This window comes from Actinosynnema sp. CA-299493 (genome assembly GCF_050946825.1).
Lineage (GTDB): Bacteria > Actinomycetota > Actinomycetes > Mycobacteriales > Pseudonocardiaceae > Actinosynnema.
Genome location: NZ_CP191993.1, coordinates 9,296,979 through 9,320,321 on the forward strand (window position 1 = coordinate 9,296,979; position 23,343 = coordinate 9,320,321).

Consider the following 23,343-nt stretch of genomic DNA (forward strand, 5'->3'; position numbering starts at 1 on the left):
GAGGTGAGGGGTGGTCGGACGCGGCGACCGCGTCGAAGAGGACGACCACCCTGGTCTTTTCTTGGGGGGAGCGCGGCATCTCGACCGGTGTGGGAGCGCACGCGAAGCGGCGCGACGGTCGATTACCGGGCCGGCTCGTCGATGAGCCGCCGCGGACCGCGCGCTGTGGTCAGTCGGGGGTGACGCCGGGCTGCTTGCCCTGCGTCGCGGTGTTCCGCTCGGTGGCGGGGAACAGAGCCCGGGCCACCGCGGGGTCGATGTGGTCGGCGAAGACGGCCGTGGACGAGCCGCCGCCGTTGCCGGAGGAACCGGAGCCGTCGCCACCGCACGAGCAGTGCGCCGGCGCGCCGAGCGGCGCGAACGGCATCGACGGCAGGCCGGACGGGTCTCCCGGCAGGGAGGGCACGTTCGCGTCGGACAGCGCGGGAACCGGCTGCCTCGGCGCGTCCAGCCACGACCGGCTGAGCTTGCCGAACACCCCGTGCACCACCGGGGTGCCGGCGGGAACCGGCACGGCGGCGGCGGCCGGGGTGGTCTCGGTGACCTGCCGCGTCACGGCGCCGTCGACGACCACGTCGACGGGCGCCTGCTCGGACGCGCGGTGCCGGAACCAGTCGCCCACGCCTCCGACGGCGCCGCGGAGGTCATCCGCGACGTGGCGTAGGTCGGGGGGGCTCGGCTCGGGCACCCGTGGGCTGCTCAGCGCCGTGTCGAGGTCGTGCACGGCTCGGCCGATCGGGGCCAACGCGGCCTCGACCTGCTCTTCCGCCGCACGGGGCGGCAGCGAGTCGTGCGCGATCTCGGCGATCGGCTCGATGACCGGGACCTGCGCCGACGCCGCGGTCGCGGACAGCGCCCAGGCCGCGGCGGTGCCGGCCAGCGTGCCGCCGACGACCAGCAGGGCACGGGAGAGCAGCCGCCGAACGCGGCTCGCCCCCGTTCCCACTCGCTGGTCAACGCACGACATCGCTGGAACCTCCGCCGAAGAGCACTGGGATTCGCCGGCGACGTGATCCGGGTGATCAAGCCGACGACGAGAGACTGCCAGCAGCCGGTGCCCACGCGCACGCCATCCACACCTGGTTCGCCGGATCGTGTGACGAACACTCTGTGCTTTCAGGCATCACGGTGCGTGATCAGACGCGCTTGAGCACCCGCGCCGCGCCGGCGGCGGCCGTCGACGCGAGGATCCAGCCGACCGCGATCAGGCTGCTGGAAATCCACTGCGAGGCGCCGCTGAACCTCCACTTGCCGTCCTGGCCCAGGTCCACGATCGGGATCAGCAGGTCCATCGACAGCAGCCAGGCGTTCCAGGACGGCGACTCGTCCTCGTTGAGCTTCGGCATCTCGTGGCCCAGGAACCAGCCCGTGCCGGCCAGCCAGAACGCGGTGAGCCAGGCGATGGCGAGCCACGGCCGGTAGCCGTAGCCGACCGTCCAGCGCTGGAGGAAGCCCCAGACCCGGCCCGCGACGCCGAGCTCGGAGTAGCGCCGGCGCTGCTTCTCCAGCTGCACGAGCTGCGCCAGCTCCTCCTCGCCGCCGTCGCGGTACACCGCGGCCAGCTGCTCGTAGGGTCCGGGCGCGAAGTCCGGCTGCACCTCGCGCAGCCAGCGCAGCCGGGTGCGCACGTCCACGTGCGGCGTGGACGAGATCGAGCGGAACGTGAAGTCCTCCACGTCGACGCCGCCGGTGGCGGCCCACAGCCCCGGCCCGTCCAGCACGGTCGCCGCGCCGACCCGCGTCAGCACGACCCGGCCCACCGGGATCCGGTCCTCCGAGAGCCGCAGCACGAGCTGGCTCACCGTGAGCCCGTAGGCGTTCAACGCGATGTCGCTGCCCGGACCGCCCAGGCGCGCGCCCGCGAAGGTCGCCATCTTGCCGACCTCGGCGAGCCTGATCCGCACGCCGCCCGCGGCGGTGAAGCCGTGGCTGCACAGGAAGTCCTTGCCGATGGTGGCCACGCGGGCGTCCAGCGACGGCTTCACCGTGCCGTCGGGGCGGCGGCGCGGCGAGAGCAGGGACGCGCCGGAGCAGTCGAGGGTGGAGCCGATCTCGGCGTTCTGCAGGCGCAGCGAGCCGTGGGCGCGCAGGTCGCGGAGGAACAGCGTGCCGCCGACGCGCAGCCGGTCGGCGAACAGGACGTCGATGCCCGGTCCGTGCAGCTCGACGCCGGACAGCGACGCGCTGCCCCGCACGTGCGCGTCGACCAGGCGCACCTGGCCGTAGGCCGTCAACGCGGCGTCGCGTTCGCCGTCGCCCCGGGTGCCGCCGTTGACCGTGCCGCGCGCCTCCAGGTCGCCGCGCACCTGGATGCCGTCCGCGTGCAGGGCGACCGGGATGCGCTGGACGGTCTCGCCGGTGCGCTCCGCCGGGTCCGCCACCGCGTCGCGGCGGCCGATCACCGCGCCGGACAGCCGCAGGTAGCCGCCGATGTGGGCGCTGGGCAGGCGGACCGTGCCGGAGGAGGTGAAGCCGTCGTCCAGCTCGACGTTGCCCTCCACCCGCATCCGGTCGGCGACCAGCGCGGCGGACTCGTCGGCGGTGCCGCGCGGCATCACCAGGACCGGGCGGTCGACCACGCTGGCGTGCAGCCGGGCGCCGGAGAACACGGCGCTGCCGCCGATCCGCGCGCCGTCGAGCAGGATGCGGCCCTCGGCGGTGAACCGGCCGCCCTCGGCGTCGCAGAACAGGTTGCCCGCGATGGTGACGCCGGTGGCGTCCAGGGCGTTGCGACCGGCGTTGAGCAGGCGCGCGCCGCCGAGGTGCACGTTGCCGCCGACCTCCGCGCCGCGCAGCCGCACCTCGCCGCCCGCGCGCAGCGCGATGGCCTGCAACGAGCCGGACAGCCGGATGCGCGCGGCGAGCAGGGCGTGGTCGCCGCCCCCGTTGCGCAGCACCGCGCCCGCCAGCCGGAACGTGCCGTCGACCGAGGCGTCGGTCAGGTCGACCACGCCGTCGCTGGTGAAACCGGCCTCCAGCACCAGGTCGCTGCCGACGCGCAGGTTGCGGCCCCACAGCCCGGGCACCTTGCAGCCGCGCATCCGCAGGCCGACCAGGCGGGCCATGCGCAGGTCCGGCGGGCGTTCGAAGGAGCAGTCCAGGAAGTCGACCACGTGGTCGACCCGCGCGCCCTCCAGCGCGAACGAGCCGACGACGTTCGCGCCGACCAGCCGCAGCGCGGCGGTCCGCGCGCCGCCGTCGGTGAGCAGTCCGGCCAGCAGCTCGCCGCGGACCGTGCGGTCCCGCTTGGGCGTCCTGGGGTCGAACCGCAGCGGGCGGCCGGCGGCGAACGCGGCGCGGACGGCGTCCTCGGCGGTCTCCTCGGCGGTCACGCCTGCGATCCGATCACCCGCCGCGCCGGTTCCGCCAGGGTTTGCCGCAATCCGAAACGTGGGGTTCGACATGCCGGCGGCGTGGGCGACCGACCCACTCGCGGCGGTGGGCCGGGCTACCGTGATCGGCGTGACGGGGAGTGATGAGATCAGCGAGAGGGTGCCGAAGCTGCTGCGCGTCTCGGCCGCGCTGAGTTGGCGGTTCGTGGCCGTGGTCGCGGCGCTCTACGTGGTGTTCCAGGTGGTCGGCTTCATGGCCACGGTCGTGATCCCGACCGGGGTGGCGCTGCTGCTGGCCGCGCTGCTGTCGCCCGCGGTCTCGCAGCTCAACCGGGCGGGCATCCCGCGCGGCCTGGCCACGGGCGTGGTGCTCGTCGGCGGCATCGCGGTCGTCGGCGGCGTGCTCACGTTCGTGATCACCGAGTTCTCCAAGGGCCTGCCGGACCTCCAGGAGCAGGTCAGCGCGAGCCTGGACACGATCCGCGGCTGGCTCAAGGACGGACCGCTGCACCTGAGCGACCTCCAGCTCCAGCAGTACCTCGACCGCGTGGTGGAGACGGTCAAGGAGAACCAGTCCGAGATCACCTCCGGCGCGCTCACCACGGCGGCCACCGTCGGCGAGCTGCTGACCGGGCTGCTCCTCGCGGTCTTCACGCTCATCTTCTTCCTGCACGACGGCGACGGGATCTGGCGGTTCCTGGTCCGGATCGTGCCGCACGACGTGCGCGGCCGGGCCGACGTGGCGGGGCGGCGGGGTTTCGCCTCGCTCGTGTCGTACGTGCGGGCGACCGCGCTGGTGGCCGTCGTGGACGCGGTCGGCGTCGGCATCGGTCTGTGGATCGTGGACGTGCCGCTGGTGGTGCCCCTGTCGGCGCTGGTCTTCCTCGGCGCGTTCATCCCGATCGTGGGCGCGGTGATCACCGGCGCGGTGGCGGTGATGGTGGCGCTGGTGGCCAACGGGCCCATCCAGGCGTTGATCATCCTGGCCGTGCTCATCGGCGTGATGCAGCTGGAGAGCCACGTGCTGCAACCGCTGCTGCTGGGGCGCGCGGTGAAGCTGCACCCGCTGGCCGTGGTGCTGGCGATCACCACCGGTCTCGTCGTGGGCGGCATCGCGGGCGCGCTGCTGTCCGTGCCGCTGCTGGCGGTGCTGAACTCGGGGATCAGGTCGTTGCTGTCGGAGTCGGACCGGGACGTGGAGCCGCGCCAGGTCGACGTGCTGGAGCCGCAGGAGAGCGGGCCGATCGACACGGGCGGGGACCGGGTCGAGGACCTCGACGACCGCGAGCGCCCGGACGCCGGGCACAGCGGGCGGCAGTAGGTTCCGCGGGTCAGGCCGGTTCTGCGGGTCAGGCCGGTTCTGCGGGTCAGGTGGGTTCCGCGGGTCAGGCCATCTCGACCAGGTTGCGGCCGTAGCCCTTGGCCGCGAGCAGGGCGGCGTCGGCGGCCACCAGCAGGTCCGGCAGCTCGTAGCCGAACCGCCGGCTGGACGCCACGCCGATGCTCACGGTCAGGCCGGTGAGCAGGTGCTCCCGGCCGTCCGTGCCGACGGTGGGCACGGCCAGGTCGGCGACGGCGTGCCGCACGCGCTGGGCCACCGACCGGGCGATGGCGGGCTCCGCGTCCGGCAGGAGCACGACGAACTCCTCGCCGCCGAAGCGGCCGACCAGGTCGCCGCTGCGGACCGTGCTGGTCAGCAGCAGGGCGACCGCGCTGAGCGCCGAGTCGCCCGCCAGGTGGCCGACCTCGTCGTTGACCCGCTTGAAGTGGTCGAGGTCGAGCAGCATCACGGCCATCGGCCGGTCGCGCACCCGCGCCTTGGACAGCTCGTACCTGGCCCGGCCGTCCCAGTGCACGGCGTTGGCCAGGCCGGTCTTCGCGTCGCGCTGGGCGGAGCGCCGCCAGTGCGGCAGCTGCGCCGCCCGTTCCAGCAGGGCCAGCGGCGGTCCGGCCATCAGCGCGTGCACCGGGGTGGCCGCGGCGACGAAGCCCATCAGGCCGCCGGTGCTCACCGCGACGATGCCGAGCACCACGTCGATCGGCTCGCCGATGACCTCCTCGCCCTTGGCCCGCGGGCTGCGCAGCTTCAGGCCGATCGCGATCACGCCGGCGCGCAGCACCAGCAGCACGGTCGCGCCGAGCACCATGACGAGCAGGTCCGTGCGCGGCTCGGCCCAGCCGATGGCGAAGCGGGTGGCGAACACGGCCAGCGCGGTCGCGGACAGGGTGAACACCCAGCGGTGCGACTCGGGGCGCTGCGTCAGCACGCCGTGCAGCGCGGGGCCGAAGAGCAGCAGGACGAGCAGGTTGCACGGCAGGGCGACCAGGCCGGCGGTGAGGTAGCACAGGTGGGCGGCCCAGGGGTTGCGCGCGGCCTCGCCGACCCGGTGGCTGTAGATCGAGCTGCCGATGATCACCGCGCCCGCGGTGCCCGCGATGGCCGCGAACCGGCCGATCTCGTCGGGCGAGGGCTGCGGCGACGTCACGATCGCGTAGACCACGACGGCCAGCCCGAGCAGGTCCACGAGCAGCCAGTAGGCCAGCGCGGAGCGCTTCAGCGTCCACAGTGGCCAGTGGCGCACGCTCGGCCCTCCCTCGCCGCAGCAGTCCACGGACGTGATCTTCACCCGCGGAGGCAACCAGACTCCGCGAGATCACGCTCGGTGACTCCCGTCAGCCTTCCACAGGTGTCGTTATCGGAACAGACGGCCACCTGGGGGTTAGCTGCGCCACTCGGACACGGCAAGATTGGGGGTGAAGGGAGCACACCGTGCACACAAAGCCATCCGACCAGGGGACAGCGGCCATGGAGGACCCGGTCGCCCACCTCTGGCGGGGAACGGTAGCGCTACGCGTAGTGACGTTCCTGTTCGCTTTGGGCAACGCGGTCGTCCAGCGCGACGACTACGAACGCCCGTGGCTCGCATGGGTGACGATCGCGGCGATGGCCCTCTGGTCGGTGTTCACCATCCAGGCCTACAGCCGGCGCAACGGGCGGCGGCCGTGGGTCGTGGCGGCGGACGTCGCGGTCACGTGCGGCCTGATGTCCCTCTCACCGCTGATCATGACGGACGCTCAGTTCCTGTTCGACGTCCCGCTGATCACCACGATCTGGGCGGCCGGACCGCCGGTGGCGGCGGGCGCGCTCGGCGGGCAGGTCGCGGGCGCGGTGTCCGGGTTCGTGGTCGGGCTGAGCACCTACCTCAACCGCGGCGGGCTCACCGTGGACCTGGTGCGGGACGTCGTCCTGCTGGCGGGCGCCGGTTTCGTGGTCGGCATGGCGTCGACCACGGCGCGCCGCTCGGCGGTGCGGCTGGCGCAGGCGTTGCGGACCGAGGCGGCCACGGCGGAGCGCGAGCGGCTGGCGCGGTCGATCCACGACGGTGTGCTGCAAGTGCTGGCGCGCGTGCGCAAGCGCGGCACGGAACTCGGGGGCGAGGCGGCGGAACTGGCGGAGCTGGCCGGCGAGCAGGAGGTCGCGCTGCGGTCGCTGGTGGCCGCCGCGCCGACGGAGTCCACAGTGGATGGTGACGCGGACCTGCGGCCGGCGTTGCAGCTGCTCGCCACCTCCCGGTTCCAGGTGTCCACACCGGCCACGCAGGTGATGCTGCCGGCCGGCACGGCGTTCGAGCTGACCGCCGTGGTGCGCGAGGCGCTGTCCAACGTGGACAAGCACGCGGGACCGGACGCGCGGGCGTGGGTGCTGCTGGAAGACCTCGGCGACGAGGTCGTGATCAGCGTCCGCGACGACGGCCCCGGCATCCCCGAGGGGAGGCTGGCCTCCGCCGAGGCGGAGGGGCGGATGGGCGTCGCCCAGTCCATCCGGGGTCGGGTCGAGGCGTTGCGTGGGACCCTTGAGCTGCAAACGGGGCCGGGGGAGGGCGCCGAATGGGAGGTGCGGGTCTACCGATGAGCGTGTCCGTGATGGTGGTGGACGACCACCCGCTGTGGCGCGACGGTGTCGCGCGTGACCTGGCCGAACGGGGTTTCGAGGTGGTCGCGACCGCGGGCGACGCCGCGTCGGCGGTGCGCATCGCGCGCGCGGTGCGGCCCGACGTGGTGCTGATGGACCTCAACCTCGGCGAGACGACGGGGGTGGAGGCGACCACGCTGATCACCGGGTCGCTGGCGGGCACCAGGGTGCTGGTGCTGTCCGCGAGCGGCGAGCACAGCGACGTGCTGGAGGCGGTGAAGGCGGGCGCGTCCGGCTACCTGGTGAAGTCGGCGTCGGCCGAGGAGCTGGTGGAGGCGGTGAACCGGACCGCGGCCGGCGACGCGGTGTTCACCGCCGGGCTGGCGGGGCTGGTGCTCGGCGAGTACCGGCGGATGGCCGCCACGCCGGACGACGACAAGCCGCAGCTCACCGAGCGCGAGACCGAGGTGCTGCGGCTGGTGGCCAAGGGGCTGACGGCGCGGCAGATCGCGAACCGGCTGGTCATCTCGCACCGCACGGTGGAGAACCACGTGCAGTCCACCCTGCGCAAGCTGCAACTGCACAACCGCGTCGAGCTGGCGCGGTACGCGATCGAGCACGGGCTCGACGTCGAGCCGGAGGGCTGAGCCATGACCGACCCCAAGGACTTCCGGGTGTCCGACGCGGAGCGGGAGCACGTCGTCGGCCTGTTGCAGAAGGCGATCGGCCGCGGCCTGATCACGCTGGACGAGTTCACCGAGCGCACCGACACCGCCCTGGCCGCGCGCACCCGCGGCGACCTGAACGCGGTGCTGCTGGACCTGCCGGGCATGGTGAACGACGAGCAGCTGCTCGCCGTGCCGCAGGACCAGCAGGAGCTCAAGGCCACCATGTCCTCGGTCAACCGCAAGGGCAACTGGACGGTGCCCCGCCGGCTCGTCGTGCGCAGCCGGATGGGGTCGACGGACCTGGACTTCCGCGAGGCGTCCATCCCGCACGCGGTGGTGGACATCGAGCTGGACGTGACCGCCGGTTCGGTGAAGCTGGTGCTGCCGGAGGGCGCCACGGTCAACGCCGAGGGCGTCGAACTGGCCGCGAGCAACCTGAAGGACAAGGTGGGCACCGGCGCGAACGGCCGGCCGCACTTCGTCGTGCACGGCCTCGTGCGCGCGGGCAACGTGGAGATCAAGAAGAGGGCGCGCTGGTTCCGGCACGCGTGACGCCACGCGATCGGGTTGGCCCTTGATCAGACCTTGCACGGCCCTCGACCTGTAGCCATCCGCCGTCTGACGTGCTCCGTCATGCGGGCCGCCCGCCGGGCGACGAGGATCGTGGGGTGCACTGCCTCGTCACCGGCGCGACCGGCTACCTCGGCGGACGGCTCGTGCCCCGGTTGCTCGCGGCGGGCCACCGGGTCAGGTGCCTGGTCCGCGATCCGCGCAAGCTGCGGGACGTGCCGTGGGTCGGGCAGGTCGAGGTCGTGCGCGGCGACGTGCTCGACCGGGCGTCGCTGGAGGCGGCGACGCGCGACGTCGACGTCGTGCACTACCTCGTGCACTCGTTGAGCGACCCGGACTTCGTCGACGCGGATCGACGGGCCGCGGAGAACACGGCGCGCGCTGCGGCGGACGCGGGTGTGCGGCGGATCGTCTACCTGGGCGGGCTGCACCCGCCGGGGGTGCCGTTGTCACCCCACCTCGCCTCGCGCAAGGAGGTCGGGGACGTGTTCCTGCGCGGCCCGGTGCCCGCGGTGGTGCTCCAGGCGGCGGTGGTCATCGGGTCCGGGTCGGCGAGCTTCGAGATGCTGCGCTACCTGGCCGAACGGCTGCCGGTCATGGTCACGCCGCGCTGGGTGCGCAACCGGGTCCAGCCGATCGCGGTGCGGGACGTGCTGCGGTACCTGGTCGACGCGGTGGGGCTGCCGGACGAGGTGAACCGGGCGTTCGACATCGGCGGCCCGGACGTGCTGACCTACCTGGACATGATGCTGCGGTACGCGGAGGTGGCCGGGCTGCGCCGGCGGCGCGTGCTGCCGGTGCCGGTGCTCACGCCGCGCCTGTCCGCCCACTGGGTCAACCTGGTCACGCCCGTGCCGCGCTCGATCGCCGCGCCGTTGATCGAGTCCCTGGTGCACGAGGTGGTGTGCCGGGAGCACGACGTCGAGGAGTTCCTGCCGGGGGAGAACACCGGCTACGACCAGGCGGTGGCGCTCGCGCTGACCAGGATCCGCGACGCGGACGTGGAGACGCGCTGGTCGGGCGCGTCGGTGCCGGGCGCGCCCGCCGACCCGCTGCCGACCGACCCCGACTGGTCCGGCGGCTCGTCCTACGTCGACGTGCGGGAACGGCGGACCGCCGCCTCGCCGCAACGGCTGTGGCAGGTCGTGGAGGGCATCGGCGGCGAGCACGGCTGGTACTCGTTCCCCCTGGCCTGGGCGGTGCGCGGGTGGCTGGACCGGCTGGTCGGCGGGGTCGGGCTGCGGCGCGGTCGGCGCGACCCCCGGCGGCTGCACGTCGGCGAGGCGCTGGACTTCTGGCGGGTGGAGGAGCTCGACCGGGGGCGGCTGCTGCGGCTGCGCGCGGAGATGCGGGTGCCGGGGCTGGCCTGGTTGGAGCTGCGGGTCGCGGCGGCCGACGGCGGCGGGTCGACCTACCGGCAACGGGCGGTGTTCGTGCCGCGCGGGCTGGCCGGGCACGTGTACTGGTGGTTGGTGTGGCCGTTCCACGGGGTGGTGTTCGGCGGCATGGCCCGCAACATCGCCTGTGAAGCTGAACTTACGAGTGAATTCAGAAAGTCCTGATGGACTGCACAAGGCGGCGGGAGCACACTCGCCCGCATGAAGGCACTGGTCAAGGCGACCGCCGGGCCCGGCTTGTCGCTGACCGACGTCCCGGACCCCACCCCCGGCGCGGGTGACGTGGTGGTCCGGGTCCTGCGCACCGGCATCTGCGGCACGGACCTGCACATCGACTCGTGGGACGAGTGGGCCGCGCACAACATCCACGCGCCGCTCGTGCTCGGGCACGAGTTCGTCGGCGAGGTGGTCGAGAAGGGCGCCTCGGTGACCGGGGTACGGGTGGGCGACCTGGTCAGCGGCGAGGGCCACCTGGTCTGCGGCACGTGCCGCAACTGCAAGGCGGGCCGCCGGCACCTGTGCGCCAACACCCGCGGCCTCGGCGTGCACAGCGACGGCGCGTTCGCGCAGTACGTGGTGCTGCCCGAGCAGAACGCCTGGGTGCACCGCGCGCCCGTCGACCTGGACGTGGCGGCGATCTTCGACCCCTTCGGCAACGCCGTGCACACCGCGCTGTCGTTCCCGGTCATCGGCGAGGACGTGCTGATCACCGGCGCCGGCCCGATCGGGATCATGGCGGCGGCCGTGGCCAAGCACGCGGGCGCGCGCAACGTCGTCATCACCGACGTCAGCGAGCACCGGCTCGACCTGGCCCGCGCGGTGGGCGTCGACCTCGCCCTGAACGTCACCGGGCGCACGATCGCCGACGCGCAGGCCGAGCTGGGCATGTCCGAGGGCTTCGACGTCGGCATGGAGATGTCCGGCAAGCCGGTCGCGCTCCAGGAGATGATCGGCAACATGGCGCACGGCGGCCGGGTGGCCGTTCTCGGCCTGCCCGCCGAGGACTTCGCGGTCGACTGGAGCAGCGTCGTGCTGAAGATGCTCCACATCAAGGGCATCTACGGCCGGGAGATGTTCGAGACCTGGTACTCGATGTCCGTGCTGCTGCAACGCGGCCTCGACCTGACGCCGGTGATCACGCACCGGTTCGACTACACGGCGTTCGACGAGGCGTTCGCGACGGCGCGCGGGGGCAAGTGCGGCAAGGTCATCCTCGACTGGACGGGAGCTCACTGATGTACGGCGCGATGCGCGAGGACCTGCGGACCGGGCTGGACGAGATCCGCGCGGCCGGGCTCTACAAGGCGGAACGGGTGATCGGCACGCCGCAGAGCGCCGCCGTCCGGGTCGGCTCCGGCGCCGAGGTGCTGAACTTCTGCGCCAACAACTACCTGGGCCTGGCCGACCACCCGAGGCTGGTCGAGGCCGCGCACGAGGCGTTGGACCGGTGGGGCTTCGGCATGGCGTCGGTGCGGTTCATCTGCGGCACCCAGGAACCGCACAAGGAGCTGGAGCGGCGGCTCTCGGAGTTCCTCGGCACCGAGGACACGATCCTCTACAGCTCGTGCTTCGACGCCAACGGCGGCCTGTTCGAGACCTTGCTCGGCGCGGACGACGCGATCATCTCCGACGAGCTGAACCACGCGTCGATCATCGACGGCGTGCGGCTGTCGAAGGCCCGGCGCCACCGGTACCGCAACCGCGACATGGACGACCTGGAGCGGCAGCTCAAGGACTCCGCCGACGCCCGCTACCGGCTGATCGCGACCGACGGCGTGTTCTCCATGGACGGCTACCTCGCGCCGCTGGACGAGATCTGCGACCTGGCCGATCGGTACGACGCGCTGGTGATGGTGGACGACTCGCACGCGGTCGGCTTCACCGGGCCCAACGGTCGCGGCACGCCCGAGCTGTTCGGCGTGCAGGACCGGGTGGACGTCGTCACCGGCACGCTCGGCAAGGCGTTGGGCGGCGCGTCCGGTGGCTACACCTCCGGGCGGGCGGAGATCGTGGAGATGCTGCGGCAGCGGTCGCGGCCGTACCTGTTCTCCAACTCGCTGGCCCCGTCGATCACCGCCGCCGCCATCGCCGCGCTGGACCTGCTCAGCTCCTCCGGCGAGCTGCTGACCAGGCTCCGCGAGAACACCGCGCTGTTCCGGTCGCGGATGACCGAGGCCGGCTTCGACCTGCTGCCGGGCGAGCACCCGATCATCCCGGTGATGATCGGCGACGCGGCGCGGGCGTCCCGGATGGCCGACCTGCTGCTGGAGCAGGGCATCTACGTGATCGGCTTCTCGTACCCCGTCGTGCCGCACGGCAAGGCGCGGATCCGGACCCAGCTGTCGGCGGCCCACTCGACCGACGACGTGAACCGGGCGGTGGACGCGTTCGTGGCGGCGCGCGGGCGGATGTGAGCTAGCGCTTGCCCCAGATGCCCAGGAACACGAGCAGGATCGCGGGCACGACGAGGGAGAGCAGCACCGCGGTGCCGTTCACCTCGAACCCGCCCGCCCGGACACTGGGCACGATGAAGCCGAACACGACCAGGACGAGCAGGCCGAGTCCCGCGACGACCAGGCTCGGCGTGCGGTTGGAGCGCATGCCACTTGGTACCGCACCCGCACCCGGTCCGCACCTCGTGACGGGTGGGACCGGGTGATCGACCCACGACGGCTGCGGGTGCTGCGCGCGCTCGCCGACCACGGCACCGTGACGGCGGCGGCGCAGGCCCTGCACCTCACGCCGTCCGCGGTGTCGCAGCAGCTGGCCGCGCTGGAGTCCGAGGTGGGGCACGAGCTGCTGCGGCGGCGTGGCCGGCGGGTGTCGATGACCGCCGCCGGGGAGCTGCTGGTCCGGCACGCGAACGCGGTGGCCGCCGAGCTGGAACGGGCGCAGGCGACGCTGGCGGCGTTCACGTCCGGCACGACCGGGCGGGTCGAGATCGGCAGCTTCGCGTCGGCGATCACGCAGGTCGTCGCGCCCGCGCTGGCCGCGCTGCGGGTGTCCGCGCCGGACGTGACGCTGCGGGTGCGCGACGTGGAGGGGCACGCCAGCGTGCCGCTGCTGCTCGACGGCGAGATCGACCTGGCGATCACCGAGGAGTACCGGCTGCGCACCGACGACCGGCGGCTGACCCGGTTCCCGCTCTACACCGAGCCGTTCGACGTGGTGCTGCCGCCGGCGCACCCGCTGGCCGGTCGGGCGGAGGTCGACCTGACCGACCTCGCGGACGATGACTGGGTCGTGACGCTGCCCGGCAACCCGGTGCGGGACGTCGTGCAGCTGGCGTGCGAGCACGCCGGTTTCGCGCCGCGGATCACGCACACGTCCGACGACTTTCGGGCCATCGGCGCGTTGGTGCGGGCGGGCGCGGGGGTGGCCCTGGTGCCGCGCAACGCGGTGCGCGGCGTGCCCGTCCGCGGCACGGCCCCGTTGCGGCGGGTGGTGGCGGCGGTGCGCGCGGGCAGCGAGGACCACCCGTTGGTCGAACTGGTGCGGGACGCCCTGCTGACCGCCGTGGGGTGACCCCTCACCTCGCCGTCCGCGCGGCGGCCGTTCAGTGCGGGGCGCGGGCGGCGAGCTTCGCCGAGGCCGGGTCGGCGGCGGCCACCGCGCCGCGGGCCGCCAGCTGGCACAGGTCGAAGCTGGTCGAACCGAGCTTCGCGCCGACGCCCGCCAGCGCGGTGTGGTTCATCGACAGGCTCGTCACGCCCAGCCCGGTCAGCACGCACGCCAGCAGCGGGTCGGCGGCGGCCTCGCCGCAGACGCCCACCGGCTTGCCCGCGGCCGTGCCCGCGTCGCCGACCAGCTTGACCAGCCGGAGCAGGGCGGGCTGCCACGGGTCGTTGAGCGCGGCCACCGCGCCGACCTGCCGGTCCGCCGCGAACACGTACTGGGCCAGGTCGTTGGTGCCGATGGAGACGAAGTCGACCACGGCCAGCACCTCGTGGGCGCTCAGGGCCGCCGCCGGGACCTCGATCATCACGCCGACGCGCCGGAGGCCGGCCGCGCGCGCCCGTTCCGCGAACCACGCGGCCTCGGCGGCGGTGGCGACCATCGGCGCCATCACCGACACCTCGGCCCCCGTGTCGGCGGCGGCGAGGGCGATCGCCTCTAGTTGGCGTTCCAGCACGTCGGGGCGGTCGAAGGCGACCCGCAGGCCGCGCACGCCCAGCGCCGGGTTCGGCTCCGGCTCGGGCGCCAGGAACGGCAGCGGCTTGTCCGCGCCCGCGTCCAGCGTGCGGACCACCACGGGCTTGCCCGCGAACGGCGCGAGCACCGCCGCGTACGCCTCGCGCTGCTCGGCCACGGACGGCTCGGTCGCGGCGGACAGGAAGCAGAACTCGGTCCGGAACAGGCCGACGCCCTCCGCGCCGCCCGCCGCCGCGGCGACCGCGTCCGCCGGCGAGCCGACGTTGCCGAGCACCTTCACCCGGTGGCCGTCGCGCAGCGCGCCGACGCCGTTCCACTCCGCCCGTCCCGCGACGTGCGCCGCGCGGACCGCGCCGTCGGACGCCTGCACCACGCCGGTGTCGCCGTCCACGAGCAGGGCGGACGCGTCGAGGTCCAGCACGCCGCGGCACGCGACCACGGCCGGGATGCCGAGCGACCGGGCCAGGATCGCGGTGTGCGAGGTGGGTCCGCCCTCCTCGGTGACCAGCGCCAGCACCTTGGCCGGGTCGAGGTCGGCGGTGTCGGCGGGCGCCAGGTCGCGGGCCACCAGCACGGACGGGGAGGACAGCGACGGCACACCGGGCGCGGCCACGCCGAGCAGTTCGGCGACCAGCCGGTCGCGGACGTCGCGGACGTCGCGGGCCCGTTCGGCCATGTACCCGCCCGCCGCTTCGAGCGCCGAGATGAACCCGCCGGCGGCCTGGTGCACGGCCCGCGCGGCGGGCAGGGCGTCGGACGTCACCAGCTGCTCGGCCTGCGACAGCAACGCGGGGTCGGCCGCCATCGCCGCGGTCGTCTCCAGCACGTCCTTCGCGTCGCCGCTCGCGACGGCGGCGCGGTCGCGCAACCGGGCCACGACGACGTCCGCCGCGGGCTTGATCCGCGCCGCTTCGGCCACCGGATCCGTCGGCGGGGGTCCGGCCGGCGGTTCACCCAGGGGCTCGGCGACCCGGACCACCGGCCCCGAAGCCCGCCCGGAACTCACCCCGACACCACTCAGCCGTGCACTCGACATGGTCTAGACCATACTCCCAGGTCGACGGGACGTGAAGGACGAGCCAACGCCACCCGGCCACGACGCGCCACCCCGGCAGCTGCCACGGTGCCGGGTTTCACCTGGTCCTCCGCACCTCGTCCAGGGTCGGGTAGGACGGTTGGGCGCCGGCCGACGTCACCGACAGGGCGGCGACGCGGGCGGCGAACCCGGCGGCCTCCGGCAGCGACGAGCCGGACGACAGGGCGAACGCCAGCGCGCCCGCGAACGCGTCACCGGCGCCCGTCGTGTCCACGACGGACACCTCGGGCGCGCCCACCTCGACCACACCGGACGGCGTGACGACCGCCGCGCCGCGTGCGCCCAGCGTGACCACGGCGGACTTCGGGCCCAGCGCCAACAGCCCTTCGAACGACGTCGCCAGCGACGCGGCCTCGTGCTCGTTCACGATCAGCGGGTCCAGCAGGGCCAGCGTCTCCGCCGGCACCTCGACCACCGGCGACAGGTTCAGCACCGGCCGGACGCCGCGGGACGCCGCCGCCCGCACCGCGTGCGACACCGTCGGCACCGGCACCTCCAGCGAGCACACCAGCACCGACACGTCGTCCCAGGTCACCGCGTCCACATCGGACACGCCCAGGTCGGAGTTCGCGCCGGGGGCGACGACGATCGAGTTCTCGCCGTCCGGCGTCACGGTGATGTAGGCCAGGCCCGTGGGCCGGGACGACGTGCGCACGAGATCGGTCCGCACACCCGACGACGACAACGACTCCAGCAGCAGCTCGCCGTACTGGTCCCCGCCCACCGCGCCGACCAGCGCCACCGGGGCGCCCAGCCGGGCCGCGGCCACGGCGGTGTTCGCGCCCTTCCCGCCGGGCAGGACGACGGTGTCGCCGCCGAGCACCGTCTCACCGCCGACGGGTCGGCGTGGCACCGAGACGACGAGGTCCGCGTTGGCCGAACCGAGCACGAGAACAGTCACGGTGAGACTGTGCCAGGTCCCGGCGTGACCGGTTCGGTACCGGGTTGAGTAGTGGTACGGATTCCGGATACCTCCATTTCGGGCGACCCTGGTCACATGACCGGTACCGGGCAGGATCCGCTGACGCGGCTGGCGGACGAACTGGGGCACCTGGGCCGCCGCTTGGAGGCGGTGGGTCGGGAACTGCACCTGGTCGGCAGCACCCAGGCGGTGGCGACGTCGTCCGCGCCGCCCGCCACCGGCACGGGGGCCGAACCGGCGGCCGGCGCGCCCGTGAGCAGCCCACCCGCGCCCGTGCGCGAACCTGCCGCGCCGCCGACCGAGGCTGCCCGGCCCCTCGCCGCCCAGCCCGCCACCGGCCGGCCGGCCGAGGCCGCTCAACCCACCGCTGGTCACTCCGCCGCCGCCCAGCCCACCACCGCTGGTCAGCCCCCCTCTGGTCAGCCCGCCACCACCCGGCCCACTGCTGGTCAGCCCGCCGTCACCCAGCCCGTCGCCGCAGCGGCCCAGAGCGCGCAGGCCCCGGCTCGGCCGGCCGGCCCGACCGCGCCGGTCCACCGAGCGGCACCCCGGCCGACCTACCCGAACGGCCCGGCGGCCTACACCGCGCCACAACCCGGTTACGCGCCACCGCAGAACCCGCCGCAGGGCGCGCCGGGCTGGGGCCGCCCCGCCACCCACTGGCCGCCCACCCCGCCACCGCCACCCGGACCCACCCTCTTCGACCGCCTCGGCAAGGACGGCGCCGGCAGCAAGTTCCTCGCCTGGGTCGGCGGCGCGGTCACGTTGCTCGGTGTCGTCCTCCTCCTGGTCCTGGCCGTGCAGCGCGGTTACCTCGGTCCCCTGCCCCGCGTCCTCGGCGGCGCCGCGCTCGGCGGTGTGCTGGTCGGCCTCGGCCTGTGGCTGCACCGCACCCCGGCCGGCCGCACCGGCGCGTTCGCCCTCGCCGCCACCGGCATCGCGGTGCTCTACCTGGACGTCATCGCCGCCACCTCGATCTACGAGTACCTGCCCGGAGGCGGCGGGCTGGCCGCGGGCCTGCTCGTCGCGGGCGGCGGGCTGCTGCTCGCGCTGCGCTGGGACTCGGCCGCCCTCGCCATCGGCGTGGTCGCGGCCTGCGCCCTGTGCGCCCCCGTCCTCACCCAGGGGTTCACGCCGCTGCTCGTGGCGTTCCTGCTGGTCCTGAAGATCGCGGCCGGTCCGGTGCACCTCAAGCGCGACTGGCCGTGGCTCGCGGTCACCGCGGGCGTGCCGCCGCTGCTCGCGTCGGTCCTGGTGATCGGTCGCGCCGACGAGCACGTCCTGGCCGGGATCTCCTTGCTGGCCGCCGTGATCGGCGTGGCCGCCGCGGTGCTCACGATCAAGGTGCGACCCGGCGACGTCACCGCGCTCGCCCTCGCCGTCGGCTCGCCGATGCCGGCCCTGCTCACCACCGCCGTCCTCGACCGCACGCTCGGCGCGGGTGTCGCCGGCGCGGTCGCGGTGCTGATGCTCGCGCTGTGGGCGGTCGGTCGGCGTTCGTTGCCGAAGAACTTCACCGCGGCGGTCGGCGCGGTCGGCGTGTTCGCGTTGTTCCAGGCCACGGCCATCGCCCTGGACGGCGGCACGCGTGCCGCCGTGGTGCTGGCCGAGGCGCTGGCGCTGGCGTTCCTGGCCAAGGTGCTCGCGTCGCGCGGTCCGCTGCTCGGGTCGCTCGTGTTCGGCGCCACCGGCTTCCTGCTCGCGGTGGCGCACGCCGTGCCGCCGCGACTGCTGCTCGACGGGCCGTGGCGCGCGGACACCTCGGGCTTCCTGGTGTCCGGCATGCTGACCGCGCTGGTCCTCGGCGTGCTCGCGGTCGTGCTGCCGTGGGTCGCGTCGGGACTGGGCATCCTGGGCAGGCACCCGTTCCCGTGGGTCGTCGCGGGTGTCGTGCTGCTGTACGCGGCGGCCGGTGTCGTGTTGTGCGGCGCGCTGCTGGTGTCGCAGGACGTGACCGGATTCCTCTTCGGTCACTCGATCGTGACGGTGTCGTGGACGGTCGCCGCGCTGGTGCTGCTGGTGCGCGGCATCGACCGGAAGTCCCTGCGGGTGGCCGGATTGGTGCTGGTCGGCGCGGCGGTGGCGAAGCTGCTGCTGTTCGACATGGCCGCGTTGGACGGCATCGCCCGGGTGCTCGCGTTCATCGGCGCCGGCCTCGTCCTCCTGACGGCGGGCACCCGTTACGCCAAGCTGGTGGCAACTCGGCGAATTTCGGCTGATTCGTAGCTCTCGGGATCCAAAACGGCCCGGACTGCGTCAACCTGGTGTAGAGGTCTACGTCGTCGGGGTACGACCACCGGTGCTCCGGCACCGGCAGGGGTCCGGCGTCGGTCGTTTCGCCCCCCGAGCGACCGGCGCCGGGCGCACCGCCGTTGCCGCCCGCCCCGCCGCCGCGGGCGGCAGCCGGACCCGATCACCCGGTCCGGCACGAAAGGACACCCGTCCGTAGGACTGGAGTGGAACCGGACCGCGCGGTGGTGTTCCCATCCAGCCATGTGGGGACGACGAGGCACCGCAGCCCTGGGCACCGCAGCCGTCCTCCTCGCCGCCGCGCTCTCCGCCGCCGGCCAGGAGGGGTCCTACGTCGTCACCGCCGCCGGCACGCCCGCGCCCGAGGCGTACGTGGTCACGCACGACGGCCGGGTGCAGGTGCTCGACACCACCGACGGCCGGGTGGTGGCCACGGCCGACACCAACGCGTGGACGACGGGCGCGGCGGTCGGCTCCGGTGGCCGCCGGGTGTACGTGGTCAACGGCTGGGCCGGCGTGATCACGGCGGTCGACCCGGTGGCGGGCGAGGTCGTCGGCCGCATCGACATCCCCGCGCGGCTGGCGCAGGCGGTGCTGCGCCCGGACGGCGGACGCCTCTACGTCACCGGCGGCGGCGCGGTCGCGGTGGTGGACCCGGTGAGGTTCCGGCTGGTCGCGGCGATCAGGACGGGCGGGCAGCCGGAGGGCATCGCGGTCACGCCGGACGGCCGCCGGCTGTACGTGGCCAACGCGCAGGACGGCACGGTGAGCGTGCTCGACACCGCGAGCGCGAGCCCGCTGACCACCATCGACGTCGAGGGCATGCCGCAGCACGTCGCGGTCAGCCCGGACGGCGACGCGGTCTACGTCAGCTCGCTCGACCTCGGCGAGGGCTCCGGCACGGTGTCCGCGATCGACCCGGACACCGACGCGGTGCGCTGGTCGATGCCGGTCGGCAAGGGCGCGGGCAGCATCGCGGTCACCCCGGACGGCCGCCGCGTCTACGTCGCGCTGGACCGCCGCGTGGTCGTGGTCGACACCACGACCCGCACCGCGAAGGCGTTGCGGCTCAAGGCGAAGGCGCTGGCCATCGCACCCGGCGACCGCCGCGTGTTCCTCTCCAGCGGCAACACCGCGACCGTGCTGGACAGCGCCGACAACCGGGTGCTGTCCACGTTCCAGCTCAGCGGGTTGGACGACGACGGCCGCGGCAACGCGGCCACGGCCATCGCGTTCGAACCGGTCGACGCCTCCTAAGAGGACACCGACTGGACGTGCCGCGGCACATCCTCGTCCTCCGCCGGCGCGTCCTCGTGGATCGCCATCCGCTCCTGGATCCGCCGCAACGGCCCCGGCGCCCACCACGCGGCGTCGCCGAGCATCTTCATCACGGCGGGCACGAGCAGCATCCGCACCACGGTGGCGTCCAGCGCGAGCGCCAGGATCATGCCGACGCCGACGAACCGCATCATCGTGATCTGCGAGAACGCGAACGCGCCCGTCACCACGATCAGCAGCAGCGCCGCCGCGGTGATCACCCGACCGGTCTTGGCCAGACCGGCGGTCACCGCCTCCTCGGTCGACGCGCCGCGACCGCGCGCCTCGACCATCCGGGACAGCAGGAACACCTCGTAGTCCGTGGACAGCCCGAAGACCACGGCCGCCATCAGCACCACGATGCCGGACTCCAGCGGCGCGGGCGTGACGCCGAGCAGCGACGCGCCGTGCCCGTCCTGGAACACCCACACCAGCACGCCGAACGTGGCGGACAGGCTCAGCGCGCTCATCACCACGGCCTTGATCGGCAGCAGCACGGACCCGAACGCCAGGAACATCAGCACGAACGTCGCGCCCACCAGCAGCAGGACCATCAGCGGCAGCTTCTCGCCGATGGCGTCGAGGCTGTCGGTCACCATCGCCGTGCTGCCGCCGACGAGCACCTCGTCACCGGGCCCGGACAGCGCGCGCACGTCCCGCAGCGCCTGCTTGGACTCGTCGCTCAGCGCGTCCTGGTCCAGCCCGGCGTTGAGCAGCCACACGCCGTCGACGGGCTCCGCCGCGATCTGCGCCTCGCCCACACCGGGCACCGCGCCGACGTCGCCGATGAACCGCCGCACCTCGTCGGGTGCCGGGTCACCGGTGATCACGATCTTGAAGCCGGCGTTGGACAGCGCGGCGAAGTCGTCGTTGACCGTCTCGGCGGCGACGCGCGCCGGGTTGCCCTCGGGCAGCACCTTCTCGGTGACCTCGCCGAACTTCACGCCGAGGAACGGCGAGCCGAGCGCGAGCAGCACCAGCACGATCGGCAGCGCGAACAGCACCGGTCGCTTCATCACCCGGCCGGCCAGCCGGCGCCAGCCGCCCTCGGACGACGTCTTGTTCTTGCGCCACGGCATGGCGAGCTTGTCCACGCGGTGGCCGAGGACGGCCAGCAGCGCGGGTAGCAGGGTGAGCGACACGACCGCCGCGATCGCCACCGCGGACATGCCGCCGTAGCTCAGGGACTTCAGGAAGCCCTGCGGGAACAGCAGGAGCCCGGCGAGCGCGATCACCAGCAGCGTCGCGGAGAACAGCACGGTGCGGCCCGCCGACATGACCGTGCGGCGCACGGCGTCCGGCGTGCTGCGGCCCGCGGCCAGCTCCTCCCGGAACCGGCCGACCATGAACAGGCCGTAGTCGATCGCCATGCCCAGGCCGAGCAGGCTGGCCACGTTGACCGCGAACGAGTTCACGTCGGCGACCAGCGACACGGCGTGCAGCACGCCGAGCGAGCCCATGATCGCGAGGCCGCCCACCAGCACCGGGAGCGACGCGGCGACCAGGCCGCCGAAGATGACGATCAACAGGATCAGCACGATCGGCAGCGAGACGGCCTCGGCCTTGGTGAGGTCGGAGGCGGACATGTCGTTGATCGCCTTCTGGGTCGGCACCAGGCCGCCCACCTGCGCGGTCAGCCCGTCGACCTGGAGCTGGTCGGCGATCTGCCCGTACTGCTTGAGCTGGGTGTTGTTGTCACCCGAGGCCAGCGTGATCACGACGAGCGACTTGCCGCTCTCCGGCGACGGGAACGGCGGCTGCACCTTCAGCACGGCGTCGGCGGGGAGGTCGGCCAGCTCGTCGGCGACCTGCCTGAGCTCGGCGGGGTCGGTGGTGTCGTAGACCACCAGCACGTCACCGCCCTGTCGGCCGAACGCGTCCTGCGCCACCTGGTTGGCCCGCGCCGCCTCGCTCGTCGGCGCTTCGTAGCCGCCCTGGCTGAGCCGGTCGAACACGCCGAGGCCCCAGATGCCGCCGACCACCGCGAGGGCCACCGTCGCGATCAACACCACCCACCTGCGGCGGTACGCCAGCGATCCCCACTTCGCGAACACGCGTCCTCCCAGGCAGATGGGTTACCGTTGGGTGAATGGCGTCAACTACGTAAACACTGTTCACTCACCTGCCCCGAAGTTATACCCGGGTGAACAATGCTTACAACCGGATTGGGTGACATATGACCGAGGCCACTCGTCGTGAGCGGCTACGCGCTGAGACAGAGCGTGACATTCGGCGACAGGCTCGTGCCCTACTGGTGGAACACGGCCGGGACGCCGTCACCCTGCGTGCCATCGCACGTGAGGTCGGCATCACCGCGCCGGCGCTGTACCGGTACTACGACTCGCGCGAGGACCTGCTCCGCCGGCTCGCCGAGGACATCTGCACGGACCTGGCCGCGGAGCTCGACGCCGACCTCGGCGGCCTCGACGCCGACGACGTCAGCGCGCAGGTCTACGCGGTGTGCCGGGGCTTCCGGCGCTGGGCGCTCGCGCACCCGCAGGAGTTCACGCTGGTGTTCGCCTCCACCGAGGACGCCCTCGGCCCGTGCGCCCCGGGCGAGGACCGCGGCCAGGTCGGCGACCAGTTCGGCCGGGTGTTCCTGGAGGTCGCGGGCCGGTTGATCGCGAGCCACCCGCTGCCGGACGACCTCGGCGACGACGTGCCGGAGAACCTGCGCGCCGACCTGGCGGCGTTCCAGCGGGTGTTGCTGGACACCGTGGCCGACCACGGCGTCGAAGTGGACGAGAGCGTGCTGCCGCTGCGCGCGGTCTACCACGTCACGCAGTCGTGGGTGCGGATCTACGGTCACGTGGCCCTTGAGGTCTTCGGCCGCTTCCCGTTCGCGGTGTCCAATCCCGAGCCCCTGTTCGACTCGATGCTGGCGCAGATCCTGGGCGAGATGGGTTTTCGTCACCTGACGCGTCCGTGAGCTGCGACTTCCGGGCATACCTGCTGGTCCGTTCGAGGGCTTTTCGCGTTCTCGGCGCAACCGGGGGCACCCGGGCGGGGTTGCATGTGGTGGCCACACGGCGCGAACGTCTCGGGGCGGGGGGATGGTGGCACGGAAGAGTTCCGACAAGGGATCCGGCGGCGTGGCGTTAGTGGCCGCGGTGCTCGTCGTCCTCGCGGGCGCGGGCGGCGCCGGTGGCGCGGCGCTGAACTCGGGCGCGAGCGGTGGTGGCGGAGCGGCGGCTCCGGTGGAGAGCATCGGCGTCCGCAAGTGGGACGCCAAGCGCGCGGCGCGCGGTGGTGACGCCGAGGGCGCGATGGGCCACCTCGGGGTCGGGATCAGCAAGCAGGCGGTCAAGCAGGAGCTCGACTGCCTGGAGAACTCGTTCGGCCAGGTGCGCGACTTCTTCGCCGCCACGCCGTGCACGTCGCTGGACCGCCTCCTGCTCGCCGTCGGCGACCAGGCGGGCAACGCGGCCCTGGTGTCGGTGGTGTGGGTGACGTTCCCGGGCCGCAACCAGGCCAGGCAGTTCGACCGGGTCATCGACGTCGCGGGCTCCGGCGACGTGACACCGCTGGGCGGCGGCGTGGTCGGCCTGCCGGACGTCCACTTCACCGCCGCGCACTACTGGTCGGAGATCAAGGACACCACGATCACCATCGCCGAGTCCGAACCGGCGACCGGGCACGTCGAGCCGGACCTGCTCGACGCGATGACCGAAGTGGCCGCCCAGTTGCCCCGTCCGTGAACCCCGCTGTCCGTGAACCCCGCCGTCC

Annotated in this window: 19 protein-coding genes; 12 read left to right on the forward strand and 7 right to left on the reverse strand. The window is 73.5% G+C overall.

The genetic code is table 11. The features are described 5' to 3' along the window. Positions 1 to 169 precede the first annotated feature (169 nt). Together ACQPYE_RS40430 and ACQPYE_RS40435 are read right to left on the reverse strand one after the other, a co-directional pair. The gene (locus ACQPYE_RS40430) at positions 170 to 967 is read right to left on the reverse strand and encodes a hypothetical protein (protein ID WP_498718388.1); all 798 of its coding nucleotides are present in this window, start codon (positions 965 to 967) and stop codon (positions 170 to 172) included. Between the two features lie 169 nt (positions 968 to 1,136). After that, positions 1,137 to 3,332, reverse strand: a complete 2,196-nt coding sequence (locus tag ACQPYE_RS40435) for a hypothetical protein (RefSeq protein WP_498718389.1) — start codon at positions 3,330 to 3,332, stop codon at positions 1,137 to 1,139. A gap of 130 nt (positions 3,333 to 3,462) precedes the next feature. On the opposite strand from ACQPYE_RS40435, the gene ACQPYE_RS40440 reads away from it, so the two are divergent. Then, entirely contained in the window at positions 3,463 to 4,653 is a 1,191-nt protein-coding gene (locus ACQPYE_RS40440; RefSeq protein ID WP_498718390.1) for an AI-2E family transporter, read from the forward strand. A gap of 64 nt (positions 4,654 to 4,717) precedes the next feature. Here ACQPYE_RS40440 and ACQPYE_RS40445 read toward each other — a convergent pair whose 3' ends face one another. Then, complete coding sequence (locus ACQPYE_RS40445; protein ID WP_498718391.1) at positions 4,718 to 5,914, reverse strand: GGDEF domain-containing protein; 1,197 nt, start codon at positions 5,912 to 5,914, stop codon at positions 4,718 to 4,720. Positions 5,915 to 6,138: 224 nt separating this feature from the next. On the opposite strand from ACQPYE_RS40445, the gene macS reads away from it, so the two are divergent. The 6 genes from macS (at position 6,139) to ACQPYE_RS40475 (ending at position 12,294) form a co-directional block, all read left to right on the forward strand. Continuing rightward, positions 6,139 to 7,245 carry a MacS family sensor histidine kinase gene (gene macS, locus ACQPYE_RS40450; RefSeq protein WP_498723088.1) on the forward strand — a complete coding sequence of 369 codons (1,107 nt, stop codon included), beginning with the start codon at positions 6,139 to 6,141 and terminating at the stop codon, positions 7,243 to 7,245. After that, positions 7,242 to 7,892, forward strand: coding sequence for a response regulator (locus ACQPYE_RS40455; protein ID WP_498718392.1), 651 nt, complete (start codon positions 7,242 to 7,244; stop codon positions 7,890 to 7,892). Before macS ends, ACQPYE_RS40455 begins: the two co-directional genes overlap by 4 nt. A 3-nt stretch (positions 7,893 to 7,895) precedes the next feature. Further along, the gene (locus ACQPYE_RS40460; protein ID WP_498718393.1) at positions 7,896 to 8,465 is read left to right on the forward strand and encodes a DUF1707 SHOCT-like domain-containing protein; all 570 of its coding nucleotides are present in this window, start codon (positions 7,896 to 7,898) and stop codon (positions 8,463 to 8,465) included. A gap of 116 nt (positions 8,466 to 8,581) precedes the next feature. Beyond that, entirely contained in the window at positions 8,582 to 10,045 is a 1,464-nt protein-coding gene (locus ACQPYE_RS40465; RefSeq protein WP_498718394.1) for an SDR family oxidoreductase, read from the forward strand. Between the two features lie 36 nt (positions 10,046 to 10,081). Further along, complete coding sequence (gene tdh, locus ACQPYE_RS40470; RefSeq protein ID WP_498718395.1) at positions 10,082 to 11,116, forward strand: L-threonine 3-dehydrogenase; 1,035 nt, start codon at positions 10,082 to 10,084, stop codon at positions 11,114 to 11,116. Further along, positions 11,116 to 12,294 (forward strand): glycine C-acetyltransferase, encoded by a 1,179-nt coding sequence (locus ACQPYE_RS40475; protein WP_498718396.1) that lies wholly within the window; start codon positions 11,116 to 11,118, stop codon positions 12,292 to 12,294. The genes tdh and ACQPYE_RS40475 overlap by 1 nt, the downstream gene beginning before the upstream one ends. A gap of 1 nt (position 12,295) precedes the next feature. Here ACQPYE_RS40475 and ACQPYE_RS40480 read toward each other — a convergent pair whose 3' ends face one another. Next, positions 12,296 to 12,481, reverse strand: a complete 186-nt coding sequence (locus ACQPYE_RS40480; RefSeq protein ID WP_498718397.1) for a hypothetical protein — start codon at positions 12,479 to 12,481, stop codon at positions 12,296 to 12,298. A 54-nt stretch (positions 12,482 to 12,535) separates the two neighbouring features. On the opposite strand from ACQPYE_RS40480, the gene ACQPYE_RS40485 reads away from it, so the two are divergent. Continuing rightward, positions 12,536 to 13,405, forward strand: coding sequence for a LysR family transcriptional regulator (locus tag ACQPYE_RS40485; protein WP_498718398.1), 870 nt, complete (start codon positions 12,536 to 12,538; stop codon positions 13,403 to 13,405). Between the two features lie 31 nt (positions 13,406 to 13,436). On the opposite strand, the gene ptsP is transcribed toward ACQPYE_RS40485, so the two are convergent. Together ptsP and ACQPYE_RS40495 are read right to left on the reverse strand one after the other, a co-directional pair. Next, entirely contained in the window at positions 13,437 to 15,068 is a 1,632-nt protein-coding gene (ptsP, locus tag ACQPYE_RS40490; protein WP_498718399.1) for a phosphoenolpyruvate--protein phosphotransferase, read from the reverse strand. Between the two features lie 97 nt (positions 15,069 to 15,165). Then, positions 15,166 to 16,029: a ribokinase gene (locus ACQPYE_RS40495; protein WP_498718400.1), complete on the reverse strand. Its 864-nt coding sequence runs from the start codon at positions 16,027 to 16,029 to the stop codon at positions 15,166 to 15,168. 96 nt (positions 16,030 to 16,125) lie between these two features. Here ACQPYE_RS40495 and ACQPYE_RS40500 point away from each other — a divergent pair, with 96 nt between their 5' ends. Both ACQPYE_RS40500 and ACQPYE_RS40505 read left to right on the forward strand, forming a co-directional pair. Beyond that, positions 16,126 to 18,276, forward strand: coding sequence for a DUF2339 domain-containing protein (locus ACQPYE_RS40500; protein ID WP_498718401.1), 2,151 nt, complete (start codon positions 16,126 to 16,128; stop codon positions 18,274 to 18,276). Between the two features lie 267 nt (positions 18,277 to 18,543). Further along, complete coding sequence (locus tag ACQPYE_RS40505) at positions 18,544 to 19,557, forward strand: YncE family protein (RefSeq protein ID WP_498718402.1); 1,014 nt, start codon at positions 18,544 to 18,546, stop codon at positions 19,555 to 19,557. Here ACQPYE_RS40505 and ACQPYE_RS40510 read toward each other — a convergent pair. Next, positions 19,554 to 21,671, reverse strand: coding sequence for an MMPL family transporter (locus tag ACQPYE_RS40510; RefSeq protein WP_498718403.1), 2,118 nt, complete (start codon positions 21,669 to 21,671; stop codon positions 19,554 to 19,556). The genes ACQPYE_RS40505 and ACQPYE_RS40510 overlap by 4 nt on opposite strands. Before the next feature lie 122 nt (positions 21,672 to 21,793). Here ACQPYE_RS40510 and ACQPYE_RS40515 point away from each other — a divergent pair, with 122 nt between their 5' ends. Together ACQPYE_RS40515 and ACQPYE_RS40520 are read left to right on the forward strand one after the other, a co-directional pair. Further along, positions 21,794 to 22,546 carry a TetR/AcrR family transcriptional regulator gene (locus tag ACQPYE_RS40515; protein ID WP_498718404.1) on the forward strand — a complete coding sequence of 251 codons (753 nt, stop codon included), beginning with the start codon at positions 21,794 to 21,796 and terminating at the stop codon, positions 22,544 to 22,546. Positions 22,547 to 22,709: 163 nt separating this feature from the next. Next, positions 22,710 to 23,315, forward strand: a complete 606-nt coding sequence (locus tag ACQPYE_RS40520) for a hypothetical protein (protein WP_498718405.1) — start codon at positions 22,710 to 22,712, stop codon at positions 23,313 to 23,315. Positions 23,316 to 23,343 lie beyond the last annotated feature (28 nt).

Excerpts from the sequence above, each read along its gene's own strand:
- ACQPYE_RS40505 (WP_498718402.1), top strand. The coding sequence starts at position 18,544 with ATGTGGGGACGACGAGGCACCGCAGCCCTGGGCACCGCAGCCGTCCTC.
- ACQPYE_RS40480 (WP_498718397.1), bottom strand. The coding sequence starts at position 12,481 with ATGCGCTCCAACCGCACGCCGAGCCTGGTCGTCGCGGGACTCGGCCTG.
- ACQPYE_RS40455 (WP_498718392.1), top strand. The coding sequence starts at position 7,242 with ATGAGCGTGTCCGTGATGGTGGTGGACGACCACCCGCTGTGGCGCGAC.
- ACQPYE_RS40515 (WP_498718404.1), top strand. The coding sequence starts at position 21,794 with ATGACCGAGGCCACTCGTCGTGAGCGGCTACGCGCTGAGACAGAGCGT.
- tdh (WP_498718395.1), top strand. The coding sequence starts at position 10,082 with ATGAAGGCACTGGTCAAGGCGACCGCCGGGCCCGGCTTGTCGCTGACC.
- ACQPYE_RS40500 (WP_498718401.1), top strand. The coding sequence starts at position 16,126 with ATGACCGGTACCGGGCAGGATCCGCTGACGCGGCTGGCGGACGAACTG.
- ptsP (WP_498718399.1), bottom strand. The coding sequence starts at position 15,068 with ATGTCGAGTGCACGGCTGAGTGGTGTCGGGGTGAGTTCCGGGCGGGCT.
- ACQPYE_RS40475 (WP_498718396.1), top strand. The coding sequence starts at position 11,116 with ATGTACGGCGCGATGCGCGAGGACCTGCGGACCGGGCTGGACGAGATC.
- macS (WP_498723088.1), top strand. The coding sequence starts at position 6,139 with ATGGAGGACCCGGTCGCCCACCTCTGGCGGGGAACGGTAGCGCTACGC.
- ACQPYE_RS40430 (WP_498718388.1), bottom strand. The coding sequence starts at position 967 with ATGTCGTGCGTTGACCAGCGAGTGGGAACGGGGGCGAGCCGCGTTCGG.
- ACQPYE_RS40460 (WP_498718393.1), top strand. The coding sequence starts at position 7,896 with ATGACCGACCCCAAGGACTTCCGGGTGTCCGACGCGGAGCGGGAGCAC.